Below are 26,108 nucleotides of genomic sequence, written 5' to 3' on the forward strand. Positions count from 1 at the left end.
ACGGCGCCGCGAGTCGCTCGCGGTGGTCAGGACGACGCACGGACCCGTCCGAAATAGGATCGCAGACCGAACGCGGCTGCCGTCGCGCTGACGCCGAAGACTCCCCAGAACTCTGCGCTGCGCAGACGGGATCGTTGTGTGTAGACCATGGCACCGGCCGCGCCGGCATTCAACGATGCCCAGACGATGTTCTGGGCGGGTGACGAGTCACCAACCCCGGGCGGATCGGAGAACGGCGTCGGGAATGGCCTACCGGCGAGTGCATGCGCGAGGTGTGGGACCACGTTGGCCGCGACAGCGCCTGCGCTCGCGGTGACAAGATGGTGTGGCCATACAGGTCTCATGAGATTCCCCAGTCAGTGTTGTGCATTTTCGTCGTCCCGGACACGGTATATGCCTACGCCGAAGCGACCGCTTCCGATGAGAAGCGCACGCCGGCGAGGTCTACACCCGTGATCGGTTCGCAGAATCCCACACCGGAACGGCAGGCAACCATGCTCATCGTCGCAGGGCACATCACAGTCGATCCCGACCTACGTGAGACCTACCTCGCGGGCTGCGTCCGCGTTGTCGAACAAGCGCGTCGCACGGCCGGCTGTCTCGACTTCGCCATCGACCCCGATCTGCTCGACTCCGGGCGCGTCAACATCTTCGAACGCTGGGACTCACGTGAGGTCGTCGAGGCGTTCCGTAGCGGGGGCCCGAGCGAGGATCAAAGCGCCGCGATATCGTCGGCATCGGTCGCCGAGTACGACATCGGTGATGTGCGGTCGTTGTCCGAATAGGCGTCACTCACGCGGAGTTGACCTATCTCGGTTGCGGACCGTCGCGGGTGGGGACAGACGTGACAGTGGTGGACGGAGGTGTGCCGATGGTCGAGGCACAGGTAGCTGACGTGATGGCCGAGCTCGCCGAGTTGGAGGACCCGAAAGTCCGTGAAGTGAACTCGAGGCACGGAGACGATCACGGCGTGAACCTCACCAAGTTGCGCGCGGTCGCCAAGCGATTGAAGACGCAGCACGAACTCGCTCATGGACTCTGGGAGACCGGGGACACCGAGGCGAGATTGCTGGCGACCCTGATCTGCCGTCCCAAGACGTTCGACCGCGACGATTTGGACGCCATGGTGCGTGACGCACGCACACCCAAGGTGCACGACTGGCTCGTGAACTACGTCGTGAAGAAGAACTCGCACTGTGAGGAACTGCGACGGGCCTGGCTGGCCGATCCGGACCCGGTGGTGGCGAGTGCCGGCTGGGCATTGACCGCGCAGCGGGTGGCGAAGGAGCCGCAAGCCCTCGACCTCCGTGCTCTGCTCGACGTCATCGACGCCGAGATGAAAGGGGCGCCGGATCGTCTCCAATGGACCATGAACGTGTGTCTTGCCCAGATCGGCATCGCCGACCCCGAATATCGCGGTCGCGCAATCGAGATCGGGGAGCGACTGGAAGTGCTCAAAGACTATCCGACATCGCCAGGATGCACGTCACCGTTCGCGCCCGTCTGGATCGCCGAGATGGTGAGCAGGCAGGCAACCTGATTTGGGAATGCGACCAATGGTCAGGGAGCCCTCATGAGCACGACATGGTCAGCCGAACAGCTGGGCGCCGTCGACTCCGCCGGTGAACTGGAGATCGCGGTGCGAAGGGCAGAAGGAGATCTGCGCGGCTCGGTGCCGATCTGGGTTGTGCGCGTCGATGATCAGGTGTTTGTCCGGACCTGGTACCGGCGAACGACGGGATGTTTCGGACACGTTCTCGACTCGCGCCGGGCTCGCGTGCGCGTCGGCGAGATCGAGGCCGACGTCACCGTCGAGGACGTCGGGGTCGGTTCGTCTGAGTTGCGCGCCGACGTCGACGCGGCGTATCGCCGGAAATACGGCCGGTACGGCGTCGCGACTGTCGACAGGATGGTGTCGGACTCTGCGGCCCGAGCCACCCTGAGGCTGACGCCTGAGTGATCGTGTCAGCGGACGGCCGTCACGCCGGCGAGGAATAGGTCGATACCGGCCAGGAATTGCTCGCGGTCGTCGTGCTCGGGGAACTGGGTCGCCACCTGCCGAAGGAACGGATGCGTCGCGGGATCGCCCTGCATCCACCGCTCGGTGACGGTGGCGAGAAAAGCCGACCGATCGGTCTCGCGCACGAGGAGCCTCGCGCCCGCAGAGTACTGTGCGGCGAGACCGAGGATGTAGCTGACGAGCGCGGACGCCGAATTGAACTGTGCCCGTTCGGGAACGTCGAGAACCTGCAGCTGTTGACCGATACCCTCGAAGATCTGCATGATCGCAGACTGCCAGGGCTCGCGGGCGAGTTGGGTTCCCACCCATGGATGGGCATCGATCGCGTCGAACACTCCTGAGGCGATACCGCGGATTGCCTCTCGTGGCTCCGTCTCCTCGGCCATGTCGGTCACCGCGCGGGCGATGACGTCGTCGGTGGCGGCGACGAGCAGTTCGTTCTTGTTCGCGACGTGGTGGTAGATCGCACCACTACCGGTGGCCAGGCGGGCTGTGAGCGCGCGGAACGTCAACGCACTCTCGCCGTCGGTGTCGAGGATCTCGATCGCGGCCTCGACGATCCGCTCCTTAGACAGAGCATCTGAGCGTCGTTCGTTCCGCTGCGTCTTGGTGGCCATGGCGTCCATCTTGACATAGTTGGAACGATGTTCCAAGATGGATACATGGAACGACGTTCCAACGTACTTCGAAAGGAGAATTCCCATGAAGACACCAGTCACGATCATCGGTGCGGGCCTGGGGGGCCTCACCCTCGCCCGCGTCCTGCACGTCCACGGCATCCCCGCAACGATCTACGAGGCGGATCCTTCGGCCGCAGCGCGAACGCAGGGCGGTCAACTCGACATCCATGAAGACGATGGACAGCGCGCGCTCGAAGCGGCGGCACTCACCGACGAGTTCCGCGAGATCATCCACGTGGGGGGCGACGCCACCCGCATGCTCGATGAGAGGGGAGGGATCCTGCTCGACCATCCCGCCGACGACGGAACCGGGCGTCCCGAGGTACTCCGTGGAGACCTTCGTCAGATCTTGCTCGACTCGTTGCCCACAGAGACGGTCCAGTGGGGAAAGAAGCTGGCCGGCGTCAGCGCACTCGGTGATGGGCGGCACGAGCTGACCTTCGACGACGCAACGACGGTGGTCACGGAACTCCTAGTCGGCGCTGACGGCGCATGGTCGAAGGTCCGCCGGTTGCTGTCGGCGGCGACGCCCGAGTACGTGGGTACGACCTTCATCGAGACGTACCTGTACGACGCCGACGAGCGCCATGCGGCATCGGCCGCCGCCGTCGGGGAAGGCGCGATGTATGCGCTCACACCCGGAACCGGCATCACTGCACATCGTGAGTCGGGGGGTGTCCTGCACACGTATGTCCAGTTGAATCGTCCTGCCGAGTGGGTCGGCGGCATCGACTTCACCGACCCGGGTGCGACTGCACTTATTGCGGCCGAATTCGAAGGATGGGCACCGGAACTCACGGCCCTGATCACCGACGGTGAAACCGCACCGGTGCCGCGCATGATCTACGCGCTCCCGAACGACCATCGATGGGATCGCGTTCCCGGGGTGACCCTGCTCGGGGATGCCGCGCACCTGATGCCGCCGTCCGGTGACGGCGCGAACCTGGCGATGTTCGACGGTTCGGAACTCGGCAATGCGATCGCCGCGAATCCCAACGATGTCGAGGCGGCACTCGCGGCGTATGAGACCGCGATGTTCCACCGCAGCGCGGCAACCGCCGTGGACGCATGGGAGATCCTGGACCTCTGCCTCGGCGACAGCGCGCCCTACGGGCTCGTCGACTTTCTGTCGGGAACCGTCGAGGAGGTGCGGAGCTGATCCGCTGGGGCGCACTTCTTTGAATCGCAGCAGACACGCGGGGGCGACGGTCTGGGACGGTGGGAACGTGATCCTGTCCAAGGAGCGCGATCCTCGCCTCATCACCCTCCGCCGCGGGGGAACTCTCACCGACGCCGATCATCGACTCCTGGCGCTGTGGGCAGCGGCATGTGCCGAGCACGTCCTCAGCCTCTTCGAGCAGGCGCGTCCCGACGATCCGCGTCCACGCGAGGCCATCGAACACGCGCGCGCATGGGTCCGTGGCGAGGTCAAGATGATGGATGCTCGCGCAGCGGGTGGACACGCGATGGGAGCGGCGCGCGATTTGCGTGGAGCACCTCGTCACGCGGCGTATGCCGCCGGGCAGGCTGGGGCGGTCGCCCATGTCGCCGCCCATGACCTGGGTGCGGCCGCCTACGCGATCAAGGCAGTGCGTGCGGCAGCGCCGAAAGGTCGGGACGAGGCCGCGGGGCGCCTCGAATGCCGTTGGCAGCGTGCGCAACTCCCGGATGCAATCCGTGAGCTCGTACTCGACGATCAGCGACTGCGGAACGACATCTGCTGGTCGGTGTTCGAGAGTTGAGTCGCCAGATCCACAAATCCCTTGGGGTTTGGACGAATTCGTGGAAGTGCAGTCATTCCCCGGTGCGGCAGTCGCGTTCGACATAGCCATCAGGCTGTCTGATTGAGCAGCAGAGTTGGCCGCGCCACGCGCTGATCCCTTCGCGGATGGCGATGACGGCGATGGCCAGTGCGGCGATGGGGTCGGCCCACGACCAGCCCCAGAGGGTGTTGACGACGAGTCCGGCGAGTAGGACCGCCGAGAGGTAGGTGCACAGGAGCGTCTGCTTGGAATCGGCAACCGAGGACCTGGAACCGAGTTCACGACCGGCGCGCCGCTGCAACCACGAAAGTATCGGCATGATTGCCAGACTTGCCGCGGCCAAACCGATTCCGATGGTCGATTGGCACGCCTCCGCACCCCAGCCGAGCAGTGCGCGTACGGATTCTGTGGAGACGTAAACCGCCAGGCCAAAGAAGGAGAGCGCGATGATCCGCAGGGCTGTCTTCTCTCGGGCCTCTGGATCGCGTCCGGAGAACTGCCACGCCACCGCTGCCGCCGACGACACCTCAACGACCGAGTCGAGGCCGAATCCGATCAGCGCAGTCGAGGAAACCCGTGCGCCTTCGGCCAATGCGATCGCGGCCTCGATGACGTTGTAGGTGATGGTGGCTGCCACGAGCCAGCGGATTCGCCGCTGGAGGATCCGCTTGCGTTCGGTGGCGGGTACGGTCCGCTCGGGGAGACCGAGGCCGACGTCCATCAGCAGCATCTTTCGGCCTGGGTATCGGGGCAGCACGCGGGATCGACCGCCAGGACAAGTCCGATCAGGTCGTCGAGGGCGTTACGGATTCGCGGATGGGCCAATTCATACCGAGACCGCCGACCTTCGGGCACGGCGACGACCAATCCGCATCCACGAAGGCATGCAAGGTGATTCGACAAGGTCTGCCGTGACACCCCGATGGAGTCGGCCAGATCGGCGGGGTAGGAGGGGCCGGTCCGCAATCGCAGCAGGACCTGTGTGCGGGTCGCGTCCGACAATGCGTAGCCGAAGCGGGTCAGCGCCTCGCCATGGACGAGGGTGTGCGATTCCATGCGGACAATAGTACAGGGATATCTGTATTCAGGGAATCCTGAACAATTCGCCGCGCGCCGCGACGCATTGCGCCGCGCAGGCTGGTTGATTGCGCCACTCTCACCATATCGCGTGGTCCGGGGCTTGCGGCAAGGCCCCGGTGATGGTGCAGACTCGTCTGCTGCGAGCAAGCGCACGTCTTGCCCGGCGAAGGGATCTGTATGAGTGACGTCATCATCGTCGGCGCCGGACCTACCGGGTTGATGCTGGCCGGCGAGCTCCGTCTGCAGGGCGTCGAGGTCGTCGTCCTCGACGAGGACGACGAGCCCACTCAGATGGTCCGTGCTCTCGGCATCCACGTGCGCACGATCGAGATCATGGAGCAGCGCGGTCTGCTGGACAGATTTCTCGCGCGCGGACGTAAGTATCCGCTTGGTGGGTTCTTCGCGGGTATCGCCAAACCGGCACCCACGGATCTGGATACCGCCCATGGTTACGTGCTGGGCATACCGCAGCCCGAGATCGACGAGATCCTTGCCGAGCACGCCACGGAAGTCGGCGCGGAGATCCGTCGCGGGAAGCGCGTCGTCGGGGTCCAGCAGGACGAGGATGGGGTCACCGCCGAATTATCCGATGGCACAACAGTTCGTGCGAGCTTTCTGATCGGGTGCGACGGCGGGCGCAGTACGGTGCGCAAGCTGATCGGCGTCGGATTCCCGGGCGAGCCGTCGAGGTCGGACACGTTGATCGGCGAAGTGGACGTCACGATGCCGGACGAGGAGCTGACCGCCAGGGTCGCCGAAATCCGTGAAACGCAGAAGCGGTTCGGAATCGGACCCTCCCCGTCGGGAAACGGCCGTTATCGTCTCGTGGTGCCGGCAGCCGAGGTCGTCGAGGATCGCGCGGTCCCGACGACCCTCGACGACATCAAGCGACAGCTGCGGGCGATCGCCGGCACCGACTTCGGCGTCCACTCGCCGCAATGGCTGTCACGCTTTGGTGATGCCACCCGGTTGGCCGAGCACTACCGCCGTGGCCGGGTGTTCCTCGCCGGCGACACAGCACACATCCACCCGCCGATGGGAGGGCAGGGTCTCAATCTCGGCGTCCAGGACGCGTTCAACCTCGGTTGGAAGCTCGCCGCCGCCATCAACGGCTGGGCGCCGCACGATTTGCTCGACACCTACGAACCCGAACGACGGCCGGTGGCCGCCGACGTACTCGATAACACGCGTGCACAGGCAGTCTTGGTCTCCACCGAGGCCGGGCCACAAGCGGTGCGGCGGTTGATCTCTGAACTGATGGATTTCGACGATGTCTCGCGGTACCTGACTGAGAAGATCACCGCGATCTCGGTCCGGTACGACTTCGGTACCGGTGACGATCTGCTGGGCCGGCGTTTGCGGAACATCGGTTTGAGCCGCGGGGACCTCTACGATCTGATGCACGCCGGCCGTGGGCTGCTGCTCGATCAGACGGGCGGGCTATCGGTCGATGGATGGGATGATCGAGTCGACCACGTCGTCGACACCAGCACCGAACTCGACCTCCCGGCCGTGCTGCTTCGTCCGGACGGGCATGTGGCGTGGGTAGGGGACACGCAGTCGGAGTTGAACACTGGCCTGGCCAGATGGTTCGGCGGTGGACTTGAGTAACTCCTCCTGCGCACAACCGGCCTGCCACGGGTAGGGCTGATTCTCAAGCGTTTCTGCCGAGGGCTACTGGACGAGTGTGTGCATTCCGACGTTGATCACGTTGCCGCTGCTGTCTCGGTAGAAGAATCTCGTGACGCCCCAGGGCTCGTCCGTACGTGGATATACCACCTCGAGGCCTCGACCCTGTACCTGCCGGAGGGCTTCATCGACATCGTCGACGAAGATCGACACCGATGGATTCACCGGGCCGGTTGCATCGCGGGTCATGAGGCTGAGTTGGTGCCCGTCGTCATCGCCGAGAGTCACGATCCAACCGTGGTCCATCAAGACCGTGAGGTCCAGTGCGGCTTGGTGTTCGGTCACTGCCTCACGGAGGTCGGACACGACGAGGTTGGGTACTATTCGGTTGACCGCGGCCACATTCGGCTTCTCTCGTCGAAGGTGTGTTGTCGGGCTGTCCCCGTGGTGGCGGATGTTACCACCGTGATCGATGCTTGCTCGGCCATGTCTTGACTCTGGTCGAGCGATCTCGGGCGGCAGTCGATCACTCCGCTGACCTGGCGCTCTTGCGCTGGTTGGCGTTGAAGCGTGCCTTCTTCTGACGATTCCCGCACGTGTTCATGTCACACCACCTGCGAGTGCGGCTCTGACTGGTGTCGAAGAAAGCTGCCCGGCAGGTTGGCGATGCACACAATGCCAATCTTCCGTCCCGTTCGCCTGCGATGATGCTGATCGCGTCGGCGGCGATCACGCCGAGGGCATCTTCGACGCACGAAGCGGAGCTCAGCCGCCATTGACGGTTGCCCTCGGGCGTCAGGATGGCCGCGGCCCGACCTTGTTCGCTGCAGTCGTTGATGATTCGGATGGCAGACGCAGGGGGAGTGGCTTGGGTCGCGGTCGCTGTGGCGGCGCCGTGAATGGATTCCCTCAGTTCCCGGGCGTGTTCGAGCTGGGCCGTGCTGCAGGACTCGACGGCGAGACCGTGGACTGCCAGCCAGTCGACGAGTCGTTGGGGCGTGGGAATGCGCTCCAGGGCATCGCCCTGTCGCTCGGTGAGCGTTGCCGTGAAACTGGTGGCCAGCTCGGTACCGAGGCGAAAGTCAGGGAACTCAGCTCGCATGGAACCATCTTAGCTGGTGTCCACCGGTCGTTGTGCGCTATGCTGGAACCGTCGTAGCTGGTTCTCTCTCGCATGGCCGATTCCACGATGATCCGGAGGAGGTGCCGATTTCATGGCCCGTCTGACCAACGACGTGCAGGCATTCGAAGCCCACGCGACCGCCGCTGACCTCGACGATCTGCGCGCGCGTCTTGACACGGCCCGGCTACCGGAGGCCGAGACGGTTTACCGCGCCGCGCCCGACCCACGTCGATGGGAACAGGGCGTTCCGCTCGCCGACCTCGTCGAGATCGTGAACTACTGGCGCACCGGGTATGACTGGCGGTCCTTCGAAGACCGGCTCAACCGGATCGGGCAGTTTCGCACCACGATCGATGGTCTGGGAATCCACTTCCTGCACAGGCGATCTGCGCGCGCAGACGCGACTCCACTGATCTTGACGCACGGTTGGCCAGGCAGTATTGCCGAGTTCGTCGATGTAGTTGAGGAACTGGCGGATCCGGAAGACGTGGACGCGCCGGCGTTCCACGTCGTGGTCCCGTCGCTGCCGGGCTTCGGCTACAGCGACAAACCGACCACCACCGGGTGGGGGACCGAAAAGATCGCGGCCGCGTGGGTAGAACTGATGGACAGGCTCGGCTACCGCGAGTTCACGGCCCACGGCGGCGATTGGGGAGGCAATATCACCACGGTCCTCGGCGGTAGGTTCCCAACGCACGTTCTCGGTATCCACACACTGTTCGCCGAGGCGCCGCCCGGGTTGACAACCGATGGGCTGACGGCGGCCGAGCGCAAGTGGACCGAGGACACTCGCGATTTCTGGCGCCACCGCGCGGCGTATGCGAAGCAGCAGGCGACCCGGCCGCAGACGATCGGCTACTCGCTCGTCGATTCGCCGGTCGGGCTGCTGGCCTGGCTCCTCGACAAGTTCGCTGAGTGGTCCGATACGAAAGACAGTCCGTTCGAGACGATTTCCAGAGACCGCGTCCTCGACGACGTCACTCTGTATTGGCTGACGCGGACCGGCGCATCGGCGGCGCGCATTTACTACGAAAGCCACAACTCGGTCGACCCCGAACTTCGGGTCGACGTCCCATCGGCAATCACGATGTATCCCCGCGACATCGAGAAATGCCCGCGTCCGTGGGCCGAAGAGAGGTACCGACGCATCGTCCGATGGAACTCGCCTGAGAACGGTGGACATTTCCCGTCGCTGGAAGTCCCTGAGTACTTCGTCAAGGATCTGCGAGAAGGCCTCGCGGCGGTACTGGCCGCTGGTCCGTGAACGCGAGTGGGTGCCGGCTGTCGGATGGGGCGATGACCGAGGAAGGCGCAGGCGTTGCCACTCCCCACATCTCGATCACCCAGACCCGCAGCGGCCTTGAGCCGGAACTGGCAGGCTTTGAGTTGAAGCGGAGTAACGACCCCAACTCACTGAAGCTGAGCAGCACCTCACCGGACAGGAAGGCAGCAAATATGGCATACGCCGTAGATTTCAAGGATGTCTCAGTCGTCGGACTCGAGTCATCGCCGGTGCCCGAGGCGCTGGCGGGCCTGCGGGCCAACGAGGCGCGATACTTCAAGAACAAGTACGACCACGTCTTCACCGTCGAGCCGGCGGACGAGGCGACTGCCACTGTGGACTGGATACACCGGATCCTCAAGGAGGAGCGAGGCCTCGTCATCGGCTCTCGTCCTCTCGAGGCGACTGAGTTCGAGGTCGACGGTATCCGGATGGCCTACGTCTTCTACGAGAGCGGTCTGTCGATCAATGTGATGTATGCGCTCGACGACGGCGGGAAGCGGGCGGTCGGGTTCAAGCTCTCCGACGGCATGGAGATCCCCGAGGAACTCGCTTCGACCTTCAAGTTCGCACGGCAGAAGTCGAAGCTCGCGGGCACAATTCGCGGATCGTACTTCGTCATCAAGAACGCGTACTGAGTTCTTCAGTGCTGTCGCGTTCGGTGCTGATGTGCCTGGTCAGTTCGGCGAGGGCATCGAACTCATTCGTGAGGTGGGTCTCTAGAGGTATCAACGGCTCGATCAGCCAGACGTTCACTGCTTGGCCCCAAGTAACCATGCCGACCTCGGCCGCCAGGCGTGCCGTGCGTTCGCCGACACCCCGTTGCTCGAGAGCCGCCGCGAGAGCGGACGTCAAGGATTCCCCCTTCGCCAGATCGCGCTCGCGTAGCGCGGGGGATGCCGAGATGACCTGATGCCTGGCCACGGTCAGGGCGCGGTTCGCCTCAAGCCTTGGAACTGCGGCCGCAAGCAGGGCACTCAAGAGTGTGGGTAGTGGTGGCAGATCACGTGGAGCGCGTTGTACTGCAGTGGACAAGGCGTCTCGGAGCGGTTCTTCACCGTCGAAGAGCACCTCGCGCTTGTCGGCGAAATGCCGGAAATACGTGCGCTCGGTGACTCCAGCTCTGGCGGCGATCTCTGCCGCGGTGACCGAGTCGAATCCGTGCTCACCGTAGAGGTCGAGGGCCGCCGCTTGAAGTCGTTGCCGGGCTGCTTCTCCGCTTCGAGGCATGTACTGATCATACGCGTTGTGTCAGTCACTGACTGAACAGTGGTAGTGTCAGTGACAGACACTACGACAGTTGAAGTACCGCGATTGGGAGTTCTCATGCATATCTTCGTTACCGGCGGTTCTGGCCAAACGGGTCCCGCCATCGTCGCCGAGCTGATTGCAGCGGGCCACGCCGTCACTGGACTGGCCCGTTCTACCGCCAGCGCCGCACGCCTCGAAGCGCTTGGGGCGAAACCACTCAGTGGGTCTTTGGACGATGCTGACGTACTTCATGCAGGAGCAGTTCGCGCAGACGGTGTGGTGCATATGGGTATCGCGGGTGACTTCTCGGATCTCGATGACCTCACACGACGTAATGTCGCCGCCACAGACGCGCTCGGCGATGCGCTGGTCGGAACAAACAAGCCATTTGTGAGTACCTCGGGCACCCTCGTCATGCCGGCGGGCCGCGACGGCAGTGAGCTGGATCCGACGGACAGCTCGGCACTGGGCGCGCACCGCATTCCAGGTGAAGAGGCTTGTCTGGGATTTGCCGGGCGCGGTGTGCGGTCGAGTGTCGTCCGACTGGCGCCGACGGTTCACGGCCCCAGGGATCGCGGCTTCATCCCGACGCTTGTGGCGACTGCTCGCAGAACCGGGGTGTCCGCCTACATCGGCGAAGGCCAGAACCGGTGGCCGGCGATTCATCGGCAGGACGCCGCGCTGTTGTTCCGTCTCGCAGTCGAAAACGCCCCGGCCGGAAGCGTTTTGCACGGCGCTGGTGAGGACGGCGTGGTATTCAAGCACATCGCCGAGAAAGTCGGCGCGATGCTCGGCGTATCTACGTGCTCGCTGGCACCCGAGGACGCTCCACAGCACTTCGACAACCCTTTCCTCGGCGTTGCCTATGGGGTCGACGCACCGGTCTCCAGCGCTCGAACCCGTGAATTGCTCGATTGGGTCCCGATCCACGCGACACTTCTCGAGGACCTCGAGACCGGCGACTACTTCACTGACACCGCAGCATGACGGTTTCCATCGGCGGGTGAGAGTGGGACGTGGTGGGTGCGCCTTGGCTCGCGATCGTGCCGTTACGCGGCTCGTCGGTCGGTGTAGCCGACTGTTCATTTGTGCATTTGATTCGACGTACGTCAATATTGATGCATGTCGAAGCAGAACCTGTTGGTCCCCGACGTCGGCCTGGGGTTGAGTGCCGAAGATGCGACAGTACTGGCGCCGGCGTTGAAGGCGCTTGCTGATCCGGTGCGTTTGCGGTTGTTGTCGGAGGTGGCGGCGCATCCAGGTGGTGAGGCATGCGTGTGTGACATCTCGGGGCCGTTCGATTTGTCGCAGCCGACGATCTCGCATCATCTGAAGGTGCTGCGACAGGCGGGTCTGGTGACCAGTGAACGCCGCGCCACCTGGGTGTACTACCGGGTGAACGCCGATGCTCTGGCCGGGTTGGCCGACCTGCTCGGCGGTTTGGCGTCGGTGGTGGGGGTTTCGCGGTCGTGCGAGGTGCCCGAATGAGCACATCGTCGGATACCGCTGTGGCAGGGAAACTTTCGATTCTCGACCGGTTTCTGCCGGTGTGGATCGGTGCGGCGATGTCGGCCGGTCTGCTGTTGGGTCGCGGTGTGCCCGGCCTGGGTGACGGGCTCGCGGCGGTGGAGGTCGATGGGATCTCGTTGCCGATCGCGTTGGGCCTGTTGATCATGATGTATCCGGTGCTGGCGAAGGTGCGCTATGACCGGCTGGACTCGGTGACCGGTGACCGCCGGTTGTTGGTGGGGTCGCTGCTGTTGAACTGGGTTGTCGGCCCGGCGTTGATGTTCACCCTGGCCTGGCTGCTGTTGCCGGATCTGCCGGAGTATCGAACCGGGCTGATCATCGTCGGCTTGGCCCGCTGCATCGCAATGGTGATCATCTGGAACGACCTGGCCTGTGGTGATCGGGAAGCGGCAGCGGTGTTGGTCGCGTTGAACTCGGTGTTCCAGGTCGTCATGTTCGCTGTGCTGGGCTGGTTCTATCTGTCGGTGCTGCCGGGCTGGCTCGGCCTCGAGCAAACCACGATCGATACCTCGCCGTGGCAGATCGCGAAGTCGGTGCTGATCTTCCTCGGCATCCCCCTCGTTGCGGGCTATCTCACCCGTCGGCTGGGGGAGAGGGCGAAAAGTCGTGACTGGTACGAAGCCACATTCTTGCCGCGACTCGGGCCGTGGGCGTTGTACGGGTTGCTGTTCACCATCGTGATCCTGTTCGCGCTGCAGGGTGACCAGATCACCTCACAACCGTGGGATGTCGTGCGGATCGCATTGCCGTTGCTCGTCTACTTCGCCGTCATGTGGGGCGGCGGATTCGCTCTGGGCGCGCTGATGGGGTTGGGCTATGCGCGGACCACCACGTTGGCTTTTACCGCGGCGGGCAACAACTTCGAACTCGCGATCGCCGTTGCGATCGCCACCTACGGTGCCACCTCTGGGCAAGCGCTGGCCGGGGTCATCGGTCCATTGATCGAGGTGCCCGTCCTCGTCGCCCTGGTCTACGTGTCCCTGGCGCTACGCCGTCGATTCGCCCAACCCGCTGACCCGTTGAGGGACACGGTTCGCGATGCCTGAACCCACCAAGGTGTTGTTCGTGTGCGTGAGCAACCGGGGCAAATCGGTGATGGCCGAACGCCTCACGCCCACGCTCACCGACCGCATCACCGCATCCTCGGCCGGCACCAGCGCCAAGACCGGTGCCCAGATCAATGAGCTGTCAGCTCAAGTGCTTGCCGAGGTCGGTGCCGACGGTGGCCATCATCAGCCTCGCCGACTCACCCAGGACCTGATGCTGGCGGCGGATCTGGTGATCGTTGTCGGTACCGCAGACGTCACCGCACCAGCCGGGGTTGATCTGCAGGTGTGGAACACCGATGAACCCTCGGATCGTGGCATCGACGGCATCGAGCGGATGCGGCTGGTCCGTGACGACATCACCGACCGAATCCGTGCCCTCGCCGACCGCCTGGAATAGTTGGCAAGGGGACGCGGTGTGGCCGGCTCAGCAGCACGCCGTGCGGGAGTCGGCCGAGGTGGCGGTGCTTCCGCCGCAGCACACCGAACCTCCGTCTGCGTCGTCAGCTACGTTCTGTTGCAACAGTGTCGGGCTTGTCCCGAAGGTCTCGGAATCGGCGAGCACGGTGTAGATCTCCCACTTCTCGTTCGCCGGGCCGGTCACCCACACTTTGTCCTGGGTGGCGAAGCAACAGGTGGAGTTGATCTCCTCCTCGGTGAACAGGCCGGCGCCGGAGAGTCGGGCGATCTCGGCGTGCACCTGGTCGCTGGACTCGACTTCCACCCCGAGGTGGTTGATGGTGCCACCCTGCCCGGGGTTCTCCAGCAGCACCAGCTTCAGCGGCGGCTCGGCCACCGCGAAGTTCGCATATCCCGGCTTCAGTTTGGCCGGAGCCACATTGAACAGTTTCGAGTAGAACTCGACCGCCGTGTCGAGATCGTCGACGTTGAGCGCAAGCTGCATACGGGACATGACCAACCGCCTTCACCTGTGAGACATATATCGAACCATCGGACGAGCTCCAGACTGCCACCTTTTCGACATATGTCAACTCCGCAGGTAGGGTAAATGGATGCCGAAGACATTGCCGACGATCGATATCAGCGCACCGATCTGCTGCGCCCCCGTGTCGGCGGCGCCGCTCGACGATGAGGCGGCACTCGAGATTGCGTTGCGGCTCAAGGCCTTGGGTGATCCCGCACGGATCAAACTGTTGTCGATGTTGCTCACCGATGAACCGGGTGAGGGGATCTGCACGTGCGACCTCGCAGCGGCGGTCGGATTGACCGAGGCCACCACCAGCCACCACCTGGGTCAGCTGCGCAAGGCCGGGATGGTCGTACCCGAACGCCGCGGGATGAATGTGTACTACCAGGCTCGGCCCGAATCGCTACAAGCGCTGTGCAGTGTTCTGGGTGCGAACACCGGTTGCTGTTGAGGACTGCTCGGTTCGCTGTCCAGATCTTGTCGGTGAGGGAGTGGACCCAGGCGGGTGTGCATTGATGCCGAGTAGCACGGGACCGCAAGTGAGATCAGGTGCAGTGGGTGTCACGGGGGCACGTTTGCTGAACCCGCGATGGTGCGCCTCCGCGCCCTCGTACCGATAGGGTCGAACAGCATGTCCGGTTCCGGATCGCGTACGGCGGAACCGGTGATGTGTCGAAAGAGTCGAAAGGAACACATGAGGCAGATCGCTTCCCGCCGCATTGAACTCGTCGCCGGCCTGTTTGCGGTCGCGCTGATCGCCGCTGCCTGCGGTAACGGGACTACGTCGGACGACGCTGCGTCGCAAGTCTCGTCCACCGCGCCTGCGGTTTCGGAGTCGGCGGCAGCAACCAGCGAAGATGCGACCACCGACACCGCTGTGGAGACGACGCCCGAGGCCGAACCCGCCGCAGTGAAAGTCACGGGGGAACGTGACGTTGAGGTGAGCCTGGATGGTCCGATCGCCGTCAAGTACGCGTCGGCGACCGACGCTCAGAAGGATGCTCTCGGCGCGCCGCTGACCGGCGATCACAACGCGGGGACCCGTGAGAGTGGGGTCGTGTTTCAGCAGTTCCAGGGCGGTGTGATCATCGCGAAGAACGACGATTCGGGGACGCCGGCGTACCTCATCACGTCGGGCAAGATTCGGGACGCTTGGAACACTGAGCGTGCCCCTGACGGCACCCCGTCGCTCGCCGGCAAGAACGGCTCGCCCGGACCTCTGGGAGTTCCCACCAGCGACGTGACCAATGATGATGCCCTGCAAGAGGTGAGTTTCGAACACGGCACAGTCGCCGAGAACACTCAGACCGGTGAGGTCACTGTGACGGTCAACGGCAAGGTCGTGCCGTCCGGGTTGAAGTAGACCAGCCGAACCAGTCGACCACGGTGACGTGGGTCCTCTGGCTTGGCCGATCACTGCACGATAGAAGCAAGACGTGGAACGTACACGCACAGGATTGGTCCGAACGACAACCCGACGACCAGGCCGACGTGAAACATACCGCGCAACTGGTCAAACCCAATTCCTTCACCACTGTAGGAAATTCCTTCGCGGCTGAAGGAAATCGAGTTACGATGATGCCGTGGCCACCACGCATGGGCTCGACGCTGGGGTAGGGCGGCGGTCGCGGGCCGCGGCCCTCCTAGGGATAGGCCTCGTGGCGATCAGTCTCATCATGATCCCACCGGCGCTGGCCCCGTCATCGCAGGCTGCACCGCTGGCCACCGATGTGGCACTCGCGGCCCAGTGGACCGCGACCGCGGACCGGCCACAGCAGTATCCGGGGGTGCACATCGACTGGGATGTGCCGATCCGGATGAGCGACGGAACCGTATTGAAGGCCAACGTGTATCGGCCGATGGATGCGTCCGGACGTGTCGTCACCCGGCGACTGCCGACCGTGATCAACATGACGCCGTATACCAAGCTGCTCTATATGCTGATGGAATCGGCCACGGCGATTCCTGGTCTGTACGACCCGATCACCCAGGTGATCAACCGATTCGACCTGTTCAACCTTTCCGGCACGCCGCTTTCTGCGGTCGGTGAGCAGATTCGAGTGCTCACCGGCGGTGTGGCCCGCACCGTCGCAGTGGATCGTCAGTTGGTCAGATCGGGTTATGTGCAGGTCGTGATCGACGTCCGTGGCACGGGATTCTCACAAGGAGTGTGGACCGGTGCCGGCGAGCGAGAGCAACGAGATGTGGCCGAGGTCAGCCAATGGGCAGCACGCCAACGGTGGTCGACGGGGACGATAGGAGCCACCGGCCTCTCCTACGGAGCGATCAATGCACTTCAAGGTGCAGAGCAGCCGAACTCGGCCATCAAGGCCGTATTCGCAGCAGCGCCCGGCAGTGATGTTCTCCAGGACGTCATCGCACCCGGTGGCGGAATTGCTGTCGGCTTCATTCCGATGTGGGTCGCCGCGGTCAACACCCTCAAGTGGTTACCCGATCTCCAGTCGATCGTGACCGGACAGTTCGATTGGAGGTGGCTTGCCGATCGCGTGTCGAGTCCGATCACCTTCTTCGATACGTTGCTGCGCGCCTTCTTCACCGCGAGCGTCAAGGACATTCCACCCGACGTCAAACGCATCATCGACCCGAATCGTCCCTTCCGGCAGGGGATACTCGGGCATCCGGAACGGATCCGAGTGCCCACGTTCCTGGTCGGCGGGTGGCATGATCTGTTCACCAACTCCGAACCCGACATCGTGGCGGCCATCGGACTGCCACCTGCACAGAAGAAACTCTTGATGGGCGACTGGTACCACTCGACCATCGGCTCCGGCCTCGGTTCCCCCGGCGCACCTCCGCGTCTGGATGTCCTTCAGCGCGCATGGTTCGACAAGTGGCTCAAGGGTATTGACAACGGCATCGACCGATTCAGCCCGGCCACCCTCTACCAGCAGGGCGGTACGTGGACGAGTCCTTCGAGCTATCCGCGACCGGGGATGACCTATGGGCGTCAGTATCTGACCGGCGCCCCGAGCAGGACCGTCGGTATCGTCTCATTCGACGGATCGCTCTCGCCGACGAAACCCGGCCATCGCGCGCATGCGGTCGTATCACCGGGATTGTCCACCGTGTGTTCCCGCGATGCGGCTCAAGGCACCGCCGGCGCGGCGGGCTTCATCGACGGTTGCGCCAAAGACGCCCGGATGTCCGAGGTTGCCGCCGCAACGTTCACGTCACGCCCGGTGACCGCGCCAACTTTGATCTCGGGGCCGGTGAGCCTGCACCTGAACACCCGACTGCAGACCACCGACGGATACTTCACCGCCACCCTGAATGATGTCGCACCGAACGGGCAATCCACCGTCGTGACATCGGGTCAGCTGACCGCATCCTTGCGTGCGATCGATGGTGCGCGATCGACGAGATCCGCGGGTGGTGACTACACCAAACCCGTTCCGTATACGACACTCGCAGACCGCCAACCGATCGTTCCCGGTGATCCGACAGTCCTCGACATCGCCTTGAACCCAACAGATCTCGTCCTACAGCCAGGCCATCGGCTGCGGGTAGACATCTTTGCCGCCAACTTTCCGAAGGGAATGATGATCCCCGCACTTCTCCTCGAATCGCAACTGCGCCCGCAGACCATCGTCATCGATCCCCGTTCACCGAGCTTCATCAATCTTCCGACCAACCGCCCGATCTCGTAACAGGGCTGTACCACTCCGCAGGAAAGGTCAGTGAACTTCGCGACATGGCAAACCGAGCCACCCCACCGCGGCAACGGGCTCCCCACCTCGGCCCCGAGCGTCGACGCCCGTTCGTCCTCGACGCCGCCCTCGAGATCGCCTTGGAACAAGGCCTGCCCGCAGTCAGCATCGCCGAGGTGGCGGCGAGGCTGGGTGCGACGCGTCCCGTGGTGTACGCGTGCTTCCCTGGTCGGGAAGAGTTGCTCGACGCCCTGCTGGATCGCGAGAAGGGTGTCCTCGTGGACGAAACCCTTGCGGCCCTTCATGGTGCACGGGGTGACAATCCTGTGGATGTATTCGCCAACGGATATCGAGCACTGTTGACCGCGGTCGACAATCGTCCGGCGGCTTGGCGTCTCATCTTCGACGCCCACCCGGAGTCCGCGGCCGGTCGACGAGTGGCCGCCGGACGCAAGACTGTATTCGATGCCGCAACGGCGTGGATCGCACCCGCGATGGCGCGTTGGTGGCACACTGAGCAACTCGATCGCAAGCTACCGGCGCTGATCGAGCTGTTCATGGCATCCTGCGACGCGGCCGTCCGGGTTGTTCTGGACGAGTCGAATGAGCTCGACGTCGAGCAAACCGCCGTCCTGTTCGGCACCATGATGGCCCACGGATTCGAAAAGGCTTGAGGAAAATGGCACACAGACGCATCGTGGTAGGGAATCGATGGGTGGCGGCGCCCAATTCACGCTCGTGGCGTCGACGTGTTGGAGCCACGCTGTTATGCGTGGTCGCGAGCCTGCTGGCGGTGATCGCCAATGGGGGAGCGACTGCGATGGCCGCGCCGTCGAACCGCCTCGTCGAGATCACGATTCCGGGACAACCGGGTCAGGTAGCGGATGTGTGGCTGGGGTCAGTCCTCAATGCCGAACACGCAGCCCCTTACCCGGGACCTCCACGAGCCAAAGTTCTACTGCCCAGCGGATACACGCCTGACAAGAAGTATCCGCTTCTGATCCTGCTGGCCGGTGCCAGCAGCGACTACCGGACCTGGTCTGACCCAGAACTGGGCCGGATCAGGACGACCGCCGCCGGTTTCCCCGGCATCATCGTCATGCCGGAGGGAGCGACCGGCTTCTACACCGACTGGTGGAATGGCGGCCGAAGGGGTCAACCGTCCTGGGAGAGTTACTACCTCGACGTGGTCATTCCGGAGATCCTCAAGCGTTATCCCATCCGCGAGGAGCGGCGGTGGCACGCGCTCGCAGGGGTTTCGATGGGTGGCCTAGGGGCTGCCTACCTCGGCGGGCGCCTCCCCGGCTTCTTCGGTTCGATCGCGACGATCTCCGGTCTCACCGACCTCGAACTCGTCCCTGGTATGCCGAATGCGGCCGGCCTGGTCTCTCAAGTCAACGCACGCAAACCATTCGACCTGACCCAGGTCTACGGACCCTTCGAGGGCTTTTATGCGCATGGACACAATCCAGTGCGACTCGCTGCGAATCTGACGAACACGCGCGTGTTCGTCGCGAGCGGAGATGGCACTCCGACCAGTGACGGAGAACCCAACGACAACAACATCGTGAGCGACTACCCCGGTGAAATCGGATTGATACGCCCGGGATTCGAGTCATACACCAGGGCGTTGCGCGCGGCCGGAGTACCGGTTGCAGCTCAATTGCACGCGGGTATCCACGATTTCGCCAACTTCCGGCGCGAATTGCGCGACGCCATCGCCTGGAACTTCTTCGCATCCGTACCGGAGAATCCGAGCACCTGGGTGAACGACACCGTTGCCGCTCGCGGAGAGTTGTGGGGTTTCAGGTATCGGTTCGACACCCACCCGAACCGCATCGTTCGTTTCGTGCGACACCAGAACCAATTGAGGATCTCCGCCGCCGGAAGTTCGGTAACCATTTCCGGCACACATGGCTGTCGCATCCACACGCCGACACCGGCGACGATCGACAGTGCGCAACTGACATGTCGATAGCTCCCGGTTCGATTGATCCCAGGCCCGAGTGTGGGTTTGGCTGCCGGATGGCACCACACATCAGACGTGCGACAGGCTCCTGAGTGGATAGGTCACGTGTTCTGGGATCGCGAGTCCGTCGCCGGTATCGTCGGATACTCTTGGGGCAACACCCGGATCTGCGGCTCGAACGCATCGACCACCGACCCCGTCGCCGGCCGTGAGTACCGCGGCGCGGAGGCTGCGGCCAACGCCGCCCGCGGTCTCCGATCCAAGCGAGTCTGTTTCGCTGATTCGGCGGGGTGCATCAGCAAGGGTGGAAGGAATGTATGACGCAATCGCCGAGATGCTGAATGCCTTTGACGACAGTTTCGTACGGCCGCTTCCTCCTAGCCAACTCGCGGGACCGCTGGTCCAGGTCCTACCGCTTGCAATCTACATCTAGGACGTGTTTGCGGCGCGACAAAATGTTTGGTCGGCTGTCTTGTCTCAGGTCGATGTCACTGAGTCTCAACTAGGGTGTCAAAGTCTCAGATAGCTTGTCATCCGACAGTCACCGGGGGATGTGTCAACCTATCCGTTACGATTCAGGTAAAGCATTACTTTACATAATGTATCTTATCGGCACTTAGGTGAGACGAGTCGAAACAGATGAGAGACTCGTCCCGGTGTGTATCTCAACCGAAACTGCAGGCCACGAAGCATGGATGCTTGCTCGCCCGTCACGGCGACGTGACTCGAGCTGCAGATCAGCGTCGGTTTATATAAACAGATGAGAGATTCTCGCGCACCCTGCTGGCCGTGGTCGGCGTGAATCGTGGTCGACTCCTTTGAGCACACCGGCCCCAGGGGCCTACTCGTCCTACTTCACCACGTGTCGTTTCCGGTTAGTCCCCTGTGCCGCCAAACCATTACATAATTTAGTCACAGTGACGAAATTGGCATGTCCCCAGTGATCGGGGCCGTTTTGGTTTAGAGTCCTGTTGCCCGCGACGGTGGCCAGATACAGTTTGCCCGCCGCGGTCGGGATCTCGGTCATGTCACCGACCCACCGCCGATCCGGGCATTGCGCAGTGAAATCACGACACAGCAGATCCGGGAACTTCGGGGCGGTCTTGTCCTGGCGGGTCAGCCCGTTGCGGCGACGGACCCGCCGCGCTATGAGGCCTTGGCGGCTCATCGAATCAGCGACCGTTTTCTCCGATACCGTCCACCCATCAGCACGCAGATCCGCATGCAGTCGCGGCGACCCATGCAGGCCGCGGGACTTGTCGAAGGCCACCTTCACCGCCCGGTCGACGGTGTCACGACGGTAATCACGCGTGGTGTGCAAACCTGTTGCTGCGCCGGGCAATTGTGCTCGCTGATGCCATTTGTAGAACCACGCCTGGCTGACCTCGAGCAGGCGGCATGTCACCGCGTGTGGCACCCGATAGTTGGTCCTCTGGTCGGCGACGAAGCGTGCCACGCTCACTTCGTCGCCTCCTTGACCCACAGGACCACTGATCGCTTGAGGACATCACGCTCCATGCGTAGCTCCGCGACCTCGTCACGCAACCGTTTGAGCTCGGCGGCATCGTCAGGGGTCATCTCCCCACGGCCCTCACGCTCGGCGCGCGCACGGTTGACCCAGTTGCCCAGCGTGCCCTCGTTGATCCCCATATCTCGCGCGACCTCGGCGATCGGCTTACCTGTCTCTTCGACGATCCGGACCGCCCCATCACGGAACTCCCGGTCGTACTTCTTGCGCCTCTCTGGCATCGTGCTCCTCATTATCGATGCCTCTACGGTTCGGGGGGAACCTCAGTCCTCTAACGCCATGCTCATAGATCTTCCTCTCACTGATGAGCACTGGACTTACACAGACCATCTGACACCCCCTGAGGTGACTTTGAGCGGGTGCCTCGTCTGGGACCGCTATCTTTGGATCGACTATCGCACGCAGCCGGCGGGCACTCTGCGCATCATCCGACGTGGACATCTCGTCCAGCAAAGAATTCTGACCCCGACAAGCCATCACGGCTGGTTCAGTGTCAGCTACTTCGGGCCCGTCATGTACCGGAACGCGGGGCTCATCGACAATGGGTGCGACATCCGATGGAATGCGCTGGCCGTGGACCTCGACTGCGCTCCAGCGCAGCGAGGTCAGTGACGGACGCTATTGGCGCCCTCGCATAGTGGGCGGAGGCGCCGGCATCGGGGTCGGCAGTGAGGATGTGCAGATCCGTCTGGGCGAGGAGTCGAGCGATCTTGTCCGCGCCTGCACCGATCCGGGCCAGCAGGCATCAGAGGCGATGTACCAGGCGTGATCAGCCGGCCACACGAGGGCCCGCGACGACTCCGGTCGGGTACCGTCGGCAGATATGAGCGGTGCTACATCCCTTGCCGACTGCGCGACCAGCACCAACGCGTGCGAGAACAAGTTTGCTGGTCTCGGAACGGAACTCGTGTTGAGCGGTCTCGGCCTCGGCCTCGTCGCGGTCTGGCTAGTGATGTGGCCGATCGCGCTCTGGTCGGTCATCGCTGAACCAACGGGACGAAGCCGAGGACTCGCCTGGGCCCTGGTTGTGTCGGCTGTCCCCTTCGCCGGCGCCATCGCCTTCTGGACACGCAACCGGTGGATGCCGCACCACGAGAGCGTCCCCGCACGCTAGACGCCCTCAACACACACAACACACAAGCAGCGATAGGTCCCGAAACCACCACTGGTTCTCGGGACCTATCGCTGCTATATGTCGGTCAACAGCGGCGGAGATCTGGACTGGACGATCCTGACCAGAGGACAGTCCGGCACCGATCACTGGTACGCACTCGGCTGGTACTCGATATCCGCGACCACGGCGGTCATCGCCCGGCCTGGTCCACGCCAGCTGTCGCGCCACCATCCTCGGCTCAAACCGCGCACCGAAGGCGCGCCCCCACAGCGACACCCCGGCCGGGCCAAACGCAATACGGCCGACCACATCCGGGATCATCCGCGCAACCCACTACGTCCCTTCCGAGTAGATGTAGATCTGATGTGGATCATCGCCTACAGGTACGGCTATGGCCTGGCGGCCGGCTGCAAGGCGGTCGCCCGCGCCTAATCCGTCGTTGCGAATCACCATCAGCGACGTTGCACCCTCGCAGTGCAGACCCATCGCTGACACCAGCGAATATCTGGATAGTTCACTGCCGCACGTCGCCCGCAGGACCGGACCGAACTCACGATCGGAGTTCATCTCGGCCAACGCGCGCAGATCCACTTTCTCCGCCTGATCGTATCGGAGGAAGTAGGCCGACTTCCCCGAGAATGAGGGTGGCACGGAGTATCCCGCAGTAAACCGATACTGCGGGGGGAGAGCGATTCTGGTCGCCGACAAGGCATCGTCGGCCTGGGTCACGTCCAGGGGGCGCGCAGACAGGTCTGACTCAGCCGGGACGACGTCGACGTCACAACTGGTCAAGGCAAACATCCACGCGACAGCGGTGACGCACAGTACGTGTGAAAGTCGAAGTCCCGTCACCGACTCACTGTACTGCTGCGTTCACCAGCTTCCTCTTATGTGCATCTTCAGGCTCGGCATTCAACACCTGGTTCCAGGTCTTAGGAAGGCAGCGTAGAGAGGCAGAGGAGTCCCGGGGGCAGTCCCATATTCGGCCCCGTCCTCCTCACGCTCGCGGGCCCTGGCGATCCGTCACCGCACGAACGCTGAACTGGGAGGGCCCAGTCCCGGGACGTTGCGCCGATAATGACCGGTTACGTCTCGGAATCTCACCGCCTGCCGTTGATGACGTCGGCGTCGAATTGTAGTGAGTCGTCGGGACGTACCAGGAACGCTTCGAGAAGGTCGTTGGAGACGATGGCGGTGGCGGTCTCGTCGCTGCATGCGACAAGCGTGGAATCGAAGTCGATCTCCGAGCCCACACACCACGCACGATCGTCCGGCCAGACAAGGTTGGCCCATAGAGTTGGCCCGTAGTCGTCGAGCAGTGCCGGAATCATGTCAGCCTCGGTGAGCGCACCCCGCATCAGGACGTAGTCGCGACCAGGATGTCGCAGACGTGGCCCCGCGGCCAGGCGCGCCGCCATTGCCGTGGGCTCCACGTGCTCGGTGTGCGAATAGCCGTGCTTGCCGAGGGTGAACAGTTTACTGCCGTTGGGATTCAGGCTGGCATACCCGGCCCACACACCGAAGATCACCTCGTCGGGTGTCTGCGTATGTGCTCCCAGGATCTCCAGGAGCGTGCCTCGATCCGGCTCGCTCAAGGCACCATCTTCCGGAGGATAGCCGCCCCACAATTCGCTCACAGGATCGTGCGGAATCTCAGCGTCGACGAGCCGCCACCACTGCACTAGCGGATGCACAGATCTGCCGGTCACCGCGGCCACATCACGCCACCGCCACGCGCGCTCCTCGACGTCTGATGCCGGATGTAGCACCCGGACGTAGGCGTCAAAACCGGCTGGAACGACACCTGTCACTGATCCCCATCGCCCCGTGAGCCGTTGAGTGATCCACTGCCCCACCGAAACATCGGCCACCGCATCCATCACCACATCGTGGCAGAAGATCCCGGCGTTCTGGCTGAGCAATACTGTAAGCCGGACTCACCGTAAGCTGAATCGATGACGTCCACCTCCACCGCAACGCGTGCAGCCAGGATCCAGGTGGTCACCGCCGTTATCGTCGGCTTCGTCGTTGGAATAGTCACCGTGGTCCCGCTTGCCCATCTGGCGCGGAGTTGGCTGGGATTACCGGAACCCACCGCCGCACCCCTGGATGCACCGGTGGACAGGCCGCTTATCGCCACGTACTGGGTTCCGTGGTTGCTGGCGTGGGCGGCGCTACTCGCTCTCGGGATCGCGTTCATGATCCCGGTACGCACCCGCCGGGCTGGCCGAGCGTACTCGCTCGCGGTTGGAGCAACGGCCGGCGTGATCGCCCTACTCGGGGCGTTGATCAATTGGGGTCTGGGATAGGCCCCGTCGATCAGGCCGTTCGCGCGACTCGTCCTACTTCGACACGTCACACGTCCAGATAATCACAACCTCTGGAGGACAAGGGAACTCATCCCGTTGCTGAAGTCGCGTGGGATCAACCTGTCGAATGCCCAGGCATCGTGACGTCGCCACCCGGTATATCCGCTGCACCACCTGCGGCAGATGCACTCGATGGAGTCGGTCTCACAGGGAACTTTCCTTCGAAGCAAACACGCTGTCACCGTCACGATCGAATTCCTGAACTGGCTCACCGCCCGCGAGGTCTCGATCAGCGACCTGTCCCAGATGGATCTGGATGCATGGCAACGTTGGGTTACTCCCCCGCCACCATCGAGCGCCGCGCAGTGGCCTCAGCGGCGATATACGCCCAGTATGTCGCCGATATCTGAATAATGACTCGCTCCGAAGGCTCGCCAGTCAGCTAGGGACCTGCGGAAACGTGATCACTTCCGGAGCTCTCGCAGAACTCTCACAGATTTGCATTTATGAGAACGGCCGCGCGCGACAGCCGCAGCGCGAAGATGCCCGGCTCGACTGAGCTCATGCAGAGTCGGCGCCGCGGCGCAGCGTGAACCAGAAAGTCGGGACCGGGTTCGTGCCGGGTGTCACGTCGTCCAGCTGCCACCCAGCGAACCTGGCGCTGAGTTCGTCGGCAGTGACGCCGGACCACGAGTCGCCTAACGCTCCGGGCCCGTACCCGAACATCAGCAATCGCGCACCGGGGGCGGCACGCTTGGTGAGGCCGGCTGCGTAGGCGTCGCGGCGGTGCGGTGGAATCCCGCAGTAGCAGCTCAGGTCGAAGAACAGGTCGTACGGACCGGGCACGCCCACCTCGTCGAGACGGGTGGCGTCCCCGCACAGCACCGTGACGTCGGCTCCTGCGGCGTGGGTCTTCTCCCGAGCCTGCTGTACCGCGCGGTCGACCAGGTCGACGGCCGCCACTCGCCAGCCGTGCCGGGCCAGGTACACCGCGTTGGTCCCGGTGCCGCAGCCGAGTTCGAGGACCTGGCCCGGCATCAGCGCATCGGGTCCCTCTATCAGGGCCACCAGCTCGGGCGGCGTGATGCCGCTGTCCCACGGCGGCTTGCCGTCCCGGTAGAAGTCCTCCAACACGCGGCGCACAAAACCCTCTTGCTCGAGCTCCACAGCCGTCCAAGTCTCACTCAT

General features: G+C 63.5%; 31 protein-coding genes and 1 pseudogene. 20 read left to right on the plus strand and 12 right to left on the minus strand.

Annotated elements, in window-relative coordinates; genetic code table 11:
- Positions 1 to 26 precede the first annotated feature (26 nt).
- Entirely contained in the window at positions 27 to 344 is a 318-nt protein-coding gene (locus ACLQ3I_RS18225; RefSeq protein WP_425794165.1) for a hypothetical protein, read from the minus strand.
- Positions 345 to 494: 150 nt separating this feature from the next.
- Between ACLQ3I_RS18225 and ACLQ3I_RS18230 the strand changes: the two genes are divergently transcribed.
- The 3 genes from ACLQ3I_RS18230 (at position 495) to ACLQ3I_RS18240 (ending at position 1,960) form a co-directional block, all read left to right on the plus strand.
- The gene (locus ACLQ3I_RS18230) at positions 495 to 785 is read left to right on the plus strand and encodes a putative quinol monooxygenase (protein ID WP_425794284.1); all 291 of its coding nucleotides are present in this window, start codon (positions 495 to 497) and stop codon (positions 783 to 785) included.
- An 86-nt stretch (positions 786 to 871) separates the two neighbouring features.
- Positions 872 to 1,540, plus strand: a complete 669-nt coding sequence (locus tag ACLQ3I_RS18235; RefSeq protein WP_425803731.1) for a DNA alkylation repair protein — start codon at positions 872 to 874, stop codon at positions 1,538 to 1,540.
- A gap of 33 nt (positions 1,541 to 1,573) precedes the next feature.
- The gene (locus ACLQ3I_RS18240) at positions 1,574 to 1,960 is read left to right on the plus strand and encodes a DUF2255 family protein (protein WP_425803733.1); all 387 of its coding nucleotides are present in this window, start codon (positions 1,574 to 1,576) and stop codon (positions 1,958 to 1,960) included.
- A gap of 5 nt (positions 1,961 to 1,965) precedes the next feature.
- Here the strand turns inward: ACLQ3I_RS18240 and ACLQ3I_RS18245 are convergent, their stop codons facing one another.
- A complete protein-coding gene (locus tag ACLQ3I_RS18245; RefSeq protein WP_425794168.1) occupies positions 1,966 to 2,637 on the minus strand; it encodes a TetR/AcrR family transcriptional regulator in 672 nt (223 codons plus the stop codon).
- An 85-nt stretch (positions 2,638 to 2,722) separates the two neighbouring features.
- Here ACLQ3I_RS18245 and ACLQ3I_RS18250 point away from each other — a divergent pair, with 85 nt between their 5' ends.
- Both ACLQ3I_RS18250 and ACLQ3I_RS18255 read left to right on the plus strand, forming a co-directional pair.
- Complete coding sequence (locus tag ACLQ3I_RS18250) at positions 2,723 to 3,859, plus strand: FAD-dependent oxidoreductase (RefSeq protein WP_425803736.1); 1,137 nt, start codon at positions 2,723 to 2,725, stop codon at positions 3,857 to 3,859.
- 67 nt (positions 3,860 to 3,926) lie between these two features.
- Complete coding sequence (locus tag ACLQ3I_RS18255; protein WP_425803738.1) at positions 3,927 to 4,442, plus strand: putative immunity protein; 516 nt, start codon at positions 3,927 to 3,929, stop codon at positions 4,440 to 4,442.
- Positions 4,443 to 4,494: 52 nt separating this feature from the next.
- Here ACLQ3I_RS18255 and ACLQ3I_RS18260 read toward each other — a convergent pair whose 3' ends face one another.
- Together ACLQ3I_RS18260 and ACLQ3I_RS18265 are read right to left on the minus strand one after the other, a co-directional pair.
- Positions 4,495 to 5,193 carry a cation transporter gene (locus ACLQ3I_RS18260; RefSeq protein ID WP_425803742.1) on the minus strand — a complete coding sequence of 233 codons (699 nt, stop codon included), beginning with the start codon at positions 5,191 to 5,193 and terminating at the stop codon, positions 4,495 to 4,497.
- Entirely contained in the window at positions 5,184 to 5,519 is a 336-nt protein-coding gene (locus tag ACLQ3I_RS18265; RefSeq protein ID WP_425803745.1) for an ArsR/SmtB family transcription factor, read from the minus strand. Before ACLQ3I_RS18265 ends, ACLQ3I_RS18260 begins: the two co-directional genes overlap by 10 nt.
- A 201-nt stretch (positions 5,520 to 5,720) precedes the next feature.
- On the opposite strand from ACLQ3I_RS18265, the gene rox reads away from it, so the two are divergent.
- Positions 5,721 to 7,154, plus strand: coding sequence for a rifampin monooxygenase (gene rox / locus ACLQ3I_RS18270; protein ID WP_425803748.1), 1,434 nt, complete (start codon positions 5,721 to 5,723; stop codon positions 7,152 to 7,154).
- 63 nt (positions 7,155 to 7,217) lie between these two features.
- On the opposite strand, the gene ACLQ3I_RS18275 is transcribed toward rox, so the two are convergent.
- The gene (locus ACLQ3I_RS18275; RefSeq protein WP_425803751.1) at positions 7,218 to 7,538 is read right to left on the minus strand and encodes a VOC family protein; all 321 of its coding nucleotides are present in this window, start codon (positions 7,536 to 7,538) and stop codon (positions 7,218 to 7,220) included.
- 160 nt (positions 7,539 to 7,698) lie between these two features.
- Complete coding sequence (locus ACLQ3I_RS18280) at positions 7,699 to 8,274, minus strand: CGNR zinc finger domain-containing protein (RefSeq protein WP_425803754.1); 576 nt, start codon at positions 8,272 to 8,274, stop codon at positions 7,699 to 7,701.
- Between the two features lie 112 nt (positions 8,275 to 8,386).
- Between ACLQ3I_RS18280 and ACLQ3I_RS18285 the strand changes: the two genes are divergently transcribed.
- Both ACLQ3I_RS18285 and ACLQ3I_RS18290 read left to right on the plus strand, forming a co-directional pair.
- The gene (locus ACLQ3I_RS18285) at positions 8,387 to 9,559 is read left to right on the plus strand and encodes an epoxide hydrolase family protein (protein WP_425803756.1); all 1,173 of its coding nucleotides are present in this window, start codon (positions 8,387 to 8,389) and stop codon (positions 9,557 to 9,559) included.
- A 32-nt stretch (positions 9,560 to 9,591) separates the two neighbouring features.
- On the plus strand, positions 9,592 to 10,215 hold the full coding sequence (locus ACLQ3I_RS18290; protein WP_425794176.1) for a phage tail protein: 624 nt from the start codon (positions 9,592 to 9,594) through the stop codon (positions 10,213 to 10,215).
- Here the strand turns inward: ACLQ3I_RS18290 and ACLQ3I_RS18295 are convergent.
- Entirely contained in the window at positions 10,199 to 10,807 is a 609-nt protein-coding gene (locus ACLQ3I_RS18295) for a helix-turn-helix domain-containing protein (protein ID WP_425794177.1), read from the minus strand. The genes ACLQ3I_RS18290 and ACLQ3I_RS18295 overlap by 17 nt on opposite strands.
- A gap of 96 nt (positions 10,808 to 10,903) precedes the next feature.
- On the opposite strand from ACLQ3I_RS18295, the gene ACLQ3I_RS18300 reads away from it, so the two are divergent.
- The 4 genes from ACLQ3I_RS18300 to ACLQ3I_RS18315 all read left to right on the plus strand — a co-directional run bounded on the left by ACLQ3I_RS18300 (position 10,904) and on the right by ACLQ3I_RS18315 (position 13,804).
- A complete protein-coding gene (locus ACLQ3I_RS18300; RefSeq protein ID WP_425803759.1) occupies positions 10,904 to 11,815 on the plus strand; it encodes an SDR family oxidoreductase in 912 nt (303 codons plus the stop codon).
- A gap of 135 nt (positions 11,816 to 11,950) precedes the next feature.
- Positions 11,951 to 12,316 carry an ArsR/SmtB family transcription factor gene (locus ACLQ3I_RS18305; RefSeq protein WP_425794179.1) on the plus strand — a complete coding sequence of 122 codons (366 nt, stop codon included), beginning with the start codon at positions 11,951 to 11,953 and terminating at the stop codon, positions 12,314 to 12,316.
- Positions 12,313 to 13,404 carry an ACR3 family arsenite efflux transporter gene (gene arsB / locus ACLQ3I_RS18310; protein WP_425803761.1) on the plus strand — a complete coding sequence of 364 codons (1,092 nt, stop codon included), beginning with the start codon at positions 12,313 to 12,315 and terminating at the stop codon, positions 13,402 to 13,404. The genes ACLQ3I_RS18305 and arsB overlap by 4 nt, the downstream gene beginning before the upstream one ends.
- Positions 13,397 to 13,804: a low molecular weight phosphatase family protein gene (locus ACLQ3I_RS18315; protein WP_425794181.1), complete on the plus strand. Its 408-nt coding sequence runs from the start codon at positions 13,397 to 13,399 to the stop codon at positions 13,802 to 13,804. Before arsB ends, ACLQ3I_RS18315 begins: the two co-directional genes overlap by 8 nt.
- A gap of 27 nt (positions 13,805 to 13,831) precedes the next feature.
- Here the strand turns inward: ACLQ3I_RS18315 and ACLQ3I_RS18320 are convergent, their stop codons facing one another.
- Complete coding sequence (locus ACLQ3I_RS18320; protein ID WP_425794182.1) at positions 13,832 to 14,317, minus strand: ArsI/CadI family heavy metal resistance metalloenzyme; 486 nt, start codon at positions 14,315 to 14,317, stop codon at positions 13,832 to 13,834.
- A gap of 100 nt (positions 14,318 to 14,417) precedes the next feature.
- On the opposite strand from ACLQ3I_RS18320, the gene ACLQ3I_RS18325 reads away from it, so the two are divergent.
- The 5 genes from ACLQ3I_RS18325 (at position 14,418) to ACLQ3I_RS18345 (ending at position 19,978) form a co-directional block, all read left to right on the plus strand.
- Positions 14,418 to 14,783: an Rv2640c family ArsR-like transcriptional regulator gene (locus tag ACLQ3I_RS18325; RefSeq protein ID WP_425794183.1), complete on the plus strand. Its 366-nt coding sequence runs from the start codon at positions 14,418 to 14,420 to the stop codon at positions 14,781 to 14,783.
- Between the two features lie 243 nt (positions 14,784 to 15,026).
- The gene (locus ACLQ3I_RS18330) at positions 15,027 to 15,695 is read left to right on the plus strand and encodes an LGFP repeat-containing protein (RefSeq protein ID WP_425803764.1); all 669 of its coding nucleotides are present in this window, start codon (positions 15,027 to 15,029) and stop codon (positions 15,693 to 15,695) included.
- A gap of 295 nt (positions 15,696 to 15,990) precedes the next feature.
- Positions 15,991 to 18,000, plus strand: coding sequence for a CocE/NonD family hydrolase (locus tag ACLQ3I_RS18335; RefSeq protein WP_425803767.1), 2,010 nt, complete (start codon positions 15,991 to 15,993; stop codon positions 17,998 to 18,000).
- Between the two features lie 44 nt (positions 18,001 to 18,044).
- Complete coding sequence (locus tag ACLQ3I_RS18340) at positions 18,045 to 18,674, plus strand: TetR/AcrR family transcriptional regulator (RefSeq protein ID WP_425803770.1); 630 nt, start codon at positions 18,045 to 18,047, stop codon at positions 18,672 to 18,674.
- A gap of 98 nt (positions 18,675 to 18,772) precedes the next feature.
- Positions 18,773 to 19,978, plus strand: a complete 1,206-nt coding sequence (locus tag ACLQ3I_RS18345; RefSeq protein ID WP_425803772.1) for an alpha/beta hydrolase — start codon at positions 18,773 to 18,775, stop codon at positions 19,976 to 19,978.
- 970 nt (positions 19,979 to 20,948) lie between these two features.
- Here ACLQ3I_RS18345 and ACLQ3I_RS18350 read toward each other — a convergent pair.
- Together ACLQ3I_RS18350 and ACLQ3I_RS18355 are read right to left on the minus strand one after the other, a co-directional pair.
- A pseudogene (locus ACLQ3I_RS18350) lies at positions 20,949 to 21,431 on the minus strand (IS3 family transposase); the annotation flags it as partial.
- A complete protein-coding gene (locus tag ACLQ3I_RS18355) occupies positions 21,428 to 21,718 on the minus strand; it encodes a transposase (RefSeq protein WP_425803774.1) in 291 nt (96 codons plus the stop codon). The pseudogene ACLQ3I_RS18350 and the gene ACLQ3I_RS18355, both read right to left, overlap by 4 nt.
- Positions 21,719 to 22,038: 320 nt before the next feature.
- On the opposite strand from ACLQ3I_RS18355, the gene ACLQ3I_RS18360 reads away from it, so the two are divergent.
- Both ACLQ3I_RS18360 and ACLQ3I_RS18365 read left to right on the plus strand, forming a co-directional pair.
- On the plus strand, positions 22,039 to 22,266 hold the full coding sequence (locus ACLQ3I_RS18360) for a hypothetical protein (RefSeq protein WP_425803776.1): 228 nt from the start codon (positions 22,039 to 22,041) through the stop codon (positions 22,264 to 22,266).
- Positions 22,267 to 22,689: 423 nt separating this feature from the next.
- Entirely contained in the window at positions 22,690 to 23,043 is a 354-nt protein-coding gene (locus tag ACLQ3I_RS18365; RefSeq protein WP_425803779.1) for a hypothetical protein, read from the plus strand.
- Between the two features lie 668 nt (positions 23,044 to 23,711).
- Here ACLQ3I_RS18365 and ACLQ3I_RS18370 read toward each other — a convergent pair.
- Positions 23,712 to 24,206 (minus strand): hypothetical protein, encoded by a 495-nt coding sequence (locus ACLQ3I_RS18370; protein ID WP_425794875.1) that lies wholly within the window; start codon positions 24,204 to 24,206, stop codon positions 23,712 to 23,714.
- A gap of 360 nt (positions 24,207 to 24,566) precedes the next feature.
- Between ACLQ3I_RS18370 and ACLQ3I_RS18375 the strand changes: the two genes are divergently transcribed.
- On the plus strand, positions 24,567 to 24,920 hold the full coding sequence (locus tag ACLQ3I_RS18375) for a hypothetical protein (protein WP_425794876.1): 354 nt from the start codon (positions 24,567 to 24,569) through the stop codon (positions 24,918 to 24,920).
- 561 nt (positions 24,921 to 25,481) lie between these two features.
- Here ACLQ3I_RS18375 and ACLQ3I_RS18380 read toward each other — a convergent pair.
- Positions 25,482 to 26,108 carry a class I SAM-dependent methyltransferase gene (locus ACLQ3I_RS18380; protein ID WP_425803782.1) on the minus strand — a complete coding sequence of 209 codons (627 nt, stop codon included), beginning with the start codon at positions 26,106 to 26,108 and terminating at the stop codon, positions 25,482 to 25,484.

It is taken from the genome of Gordonia sp. DT101, from assembly GCF_049844895.1.
Lineage (GTDB): Bacteria > Actinomycetota > Actinomycetes > Mycobacteriales > Mycobacteriaceae > Gordonia.

What these genes read in the sequence shown, in the direction of transcription:
- ACLQ3I_RS18340 (WP_425803770.1), top strand. Translation starts at nt 18,045, where the DNA reads ATGGCAAACCGAGCCACCCCACCGCGGCAACGGGCTCCCCACCTCGGC.
- ACLQ3I_RS18360 (WP_425803776.1), top strand. Translation starts at nt 22,039, where the DNA reads ATGGGTGCGACATCCGATGGAATGCGCTGGCCGTGGACCTCGACTGCG.
- ACLQ3I_RS18295 (WP_425794177.1), bottom strand. Translation starts at nt 10,807, where the DNA reads ATGCCTCGAAGCGGAGAAGCAGCCCGGCAACGACTTCAAGCGGCGGCC.
- ACLQ3I_RS18330 (WP_425803764.1), top strand. Translation starts at nt 15,027, where the DNA reads ATGAGGCAGATCGCTTCCCGCCGCATTGAACTCGTCGCCGGCCTGTTT.
- ACLQ3I_RS18305 (WP_425794179.1), top strand. Translation starts at nt 11,951, where the DNA reads ATGTCGAAGCAGAACCTGTTGGTCCCCGACGTCGGCCTGGGGTTGAGT.
- ACLQ3I_RS18280 (WP_425803754.1), bottom strand. Translation starts at nt 8,274, where the DNA reads ATGCGAGCTGAGTTCCCTGACTTTCGCCTCGGTACCGAGCTGGCCACC.
- ACLQ3I_RS18230 (WP_425794284.1), top strand. Translation starts at nt 495, where the DNA reads ATGCTCATCGTCGCAGGGCACATCACAGTCGATCCCGACCTACGTGAG.
- ACLQ3I_RS18225 (WP_425794165.1), bottom strand. Translation starts at nt 344, where the DNA reads ATGAGACCTGTATGGCCACACCATCTTGTCACCGCGAGCGCAGGCGCT.
- ACLQ3I_RS18325 (WP_425794183.1), top strand. Translation starts at nt 14,418, where the DNA reads ATGCCGAAGACATTGCCGACGATCGATATCAGCGCACCGATCTGCTGC.
- ACLQ3I_RS18290 (WP_425794176.1), top strand. Translation starts at nt 9,592, where the DNA reads ATGACCGAGGAAGGCGCAGGCGTTGCCACTCCCCACATCTCGATCACC.
- ACLQ3I_RS18265 (WP_425803745.1), bottom strand. Translation starts at nt 5,519, where the DNA reads ATGGAATCGCACACCCTCGTCCATGGCGAGGCGCTGACCCGCTTCGGC.
- ACLQ3I_RS18375 (WP_425794876.1), top strand. Translation starts at nt 24,567, where the DNA reads ATGACGTCCACCTCCACCGCAACGCGTGCAGCCAGGATCCAGGTGGTC.
- ACLQ3I_RS18260 (WP_425803742.1), bottom strand. Translation starts at nt 5,193, where the DNA reads ATGCTGCTGATGGACGTCGGCCTCGGTCTCCCCGAGCGGACCGTACCC.
- rox (WP_425803748.1), top strand. Translation starts at nt 5,721, where the DNA reads ATGAGTGACGTCATCATCGTCGGCGCCGGACCTACCGGGTTGATGCTG.
- ACLQ3I_RS18245 (WP_425794168.1), bottom strand. Translation starts at nt 2,637, where the DNA reads ATGGCCACCAAGACGCAGCGGAACGAACGACGCTCAGATGCTCTGTCT.
- ACLQ3I_RS18240 (WP_425803733.1), top strand. Translation starts at nt 1,574, where the DNA reads ATGAGCACGACATGGTCAGCCGAACAGCTGGGCGCCGTCGACTCCGCC.
- ACLQ3I_RS18315 (WP_425794181.1), top strand. Translation starts at nt 13,397, where the DNA reads ATGCCTGAACCCACCAAGGTGTTGTTCGTGTGCGTGAGCAACCGGGGC.
- ACLQ3I_RS18355 (WP_425803774.1), bottom strand. Translation starts at nt 21,718, where the DNA reads ATGCCAGAGAGGCGCAAGAAGTACGACCGGGAGTTCCGTGATGGGGCG.
- ACLQ3I_RS18250 (WP_425803736.1), top strand. Translation starts at nt 2,723, where the DNA reads ATGAAGACACCAGTCACGATCATCGGTGCGGGCCTGGGGGGCCTCACC.
- ACLQ3I_RS18235 (WP_425803731.1), top strand. Translation starts at nt 872, where the DNA reads ATGGTCGAGGCACAGGTAGCTGACGTGATGGCCGAGCTCGCCGAGTTG.
- ACLQ3I_RS18285 (WP_425803756.1), top strand. Translation starts at nt 8,387, where the DNA reads ATGGCCCGTCTGACCAACGACGTGCAGGCATTCGAAGCCCACGCGACC.
- ACLQ3I_RS18320 (WP_425794182.1), bottom strand. Translation starts at nt 14,317, where the DNA reads ATGTCCCGTATGCAGCTTGCGCTCAACGTCGACGATCTCGACACGGCG.
- ACLQ3I_RS18300 (WP_425803759.1), top strand. Translation starts at nt 10,904, where the DNA reads ATGCATATCTTCGTTACCGGCGGTTCTGGCCAAACGGGTCCCGCCATC.
- ACLQ3I_RS18380 (WP_425803782.1), bottom strand. Translation starts at nt 26,108, where the DNA reads ATGAGTGAGACTTGGACGGCTGTGGAGCTCGAGCAAGAGGGTTTTGTG.
- arsB (WP_425803761.1), top strand. Translation starts at nt 12,313, where the DNA reads ATGAGCACATCGTCGGATACCGCTGTGGCAGGGAAACTTTCGATTCTC.
- ACLQ3I_RS18365 (WP_425803779.1), top strand. Translation starts at nt 22,690, where the DNA reads ATGTCGGTCAACAGCGGCGGAGATCTGGACTGGACGATCCTGACCAGA.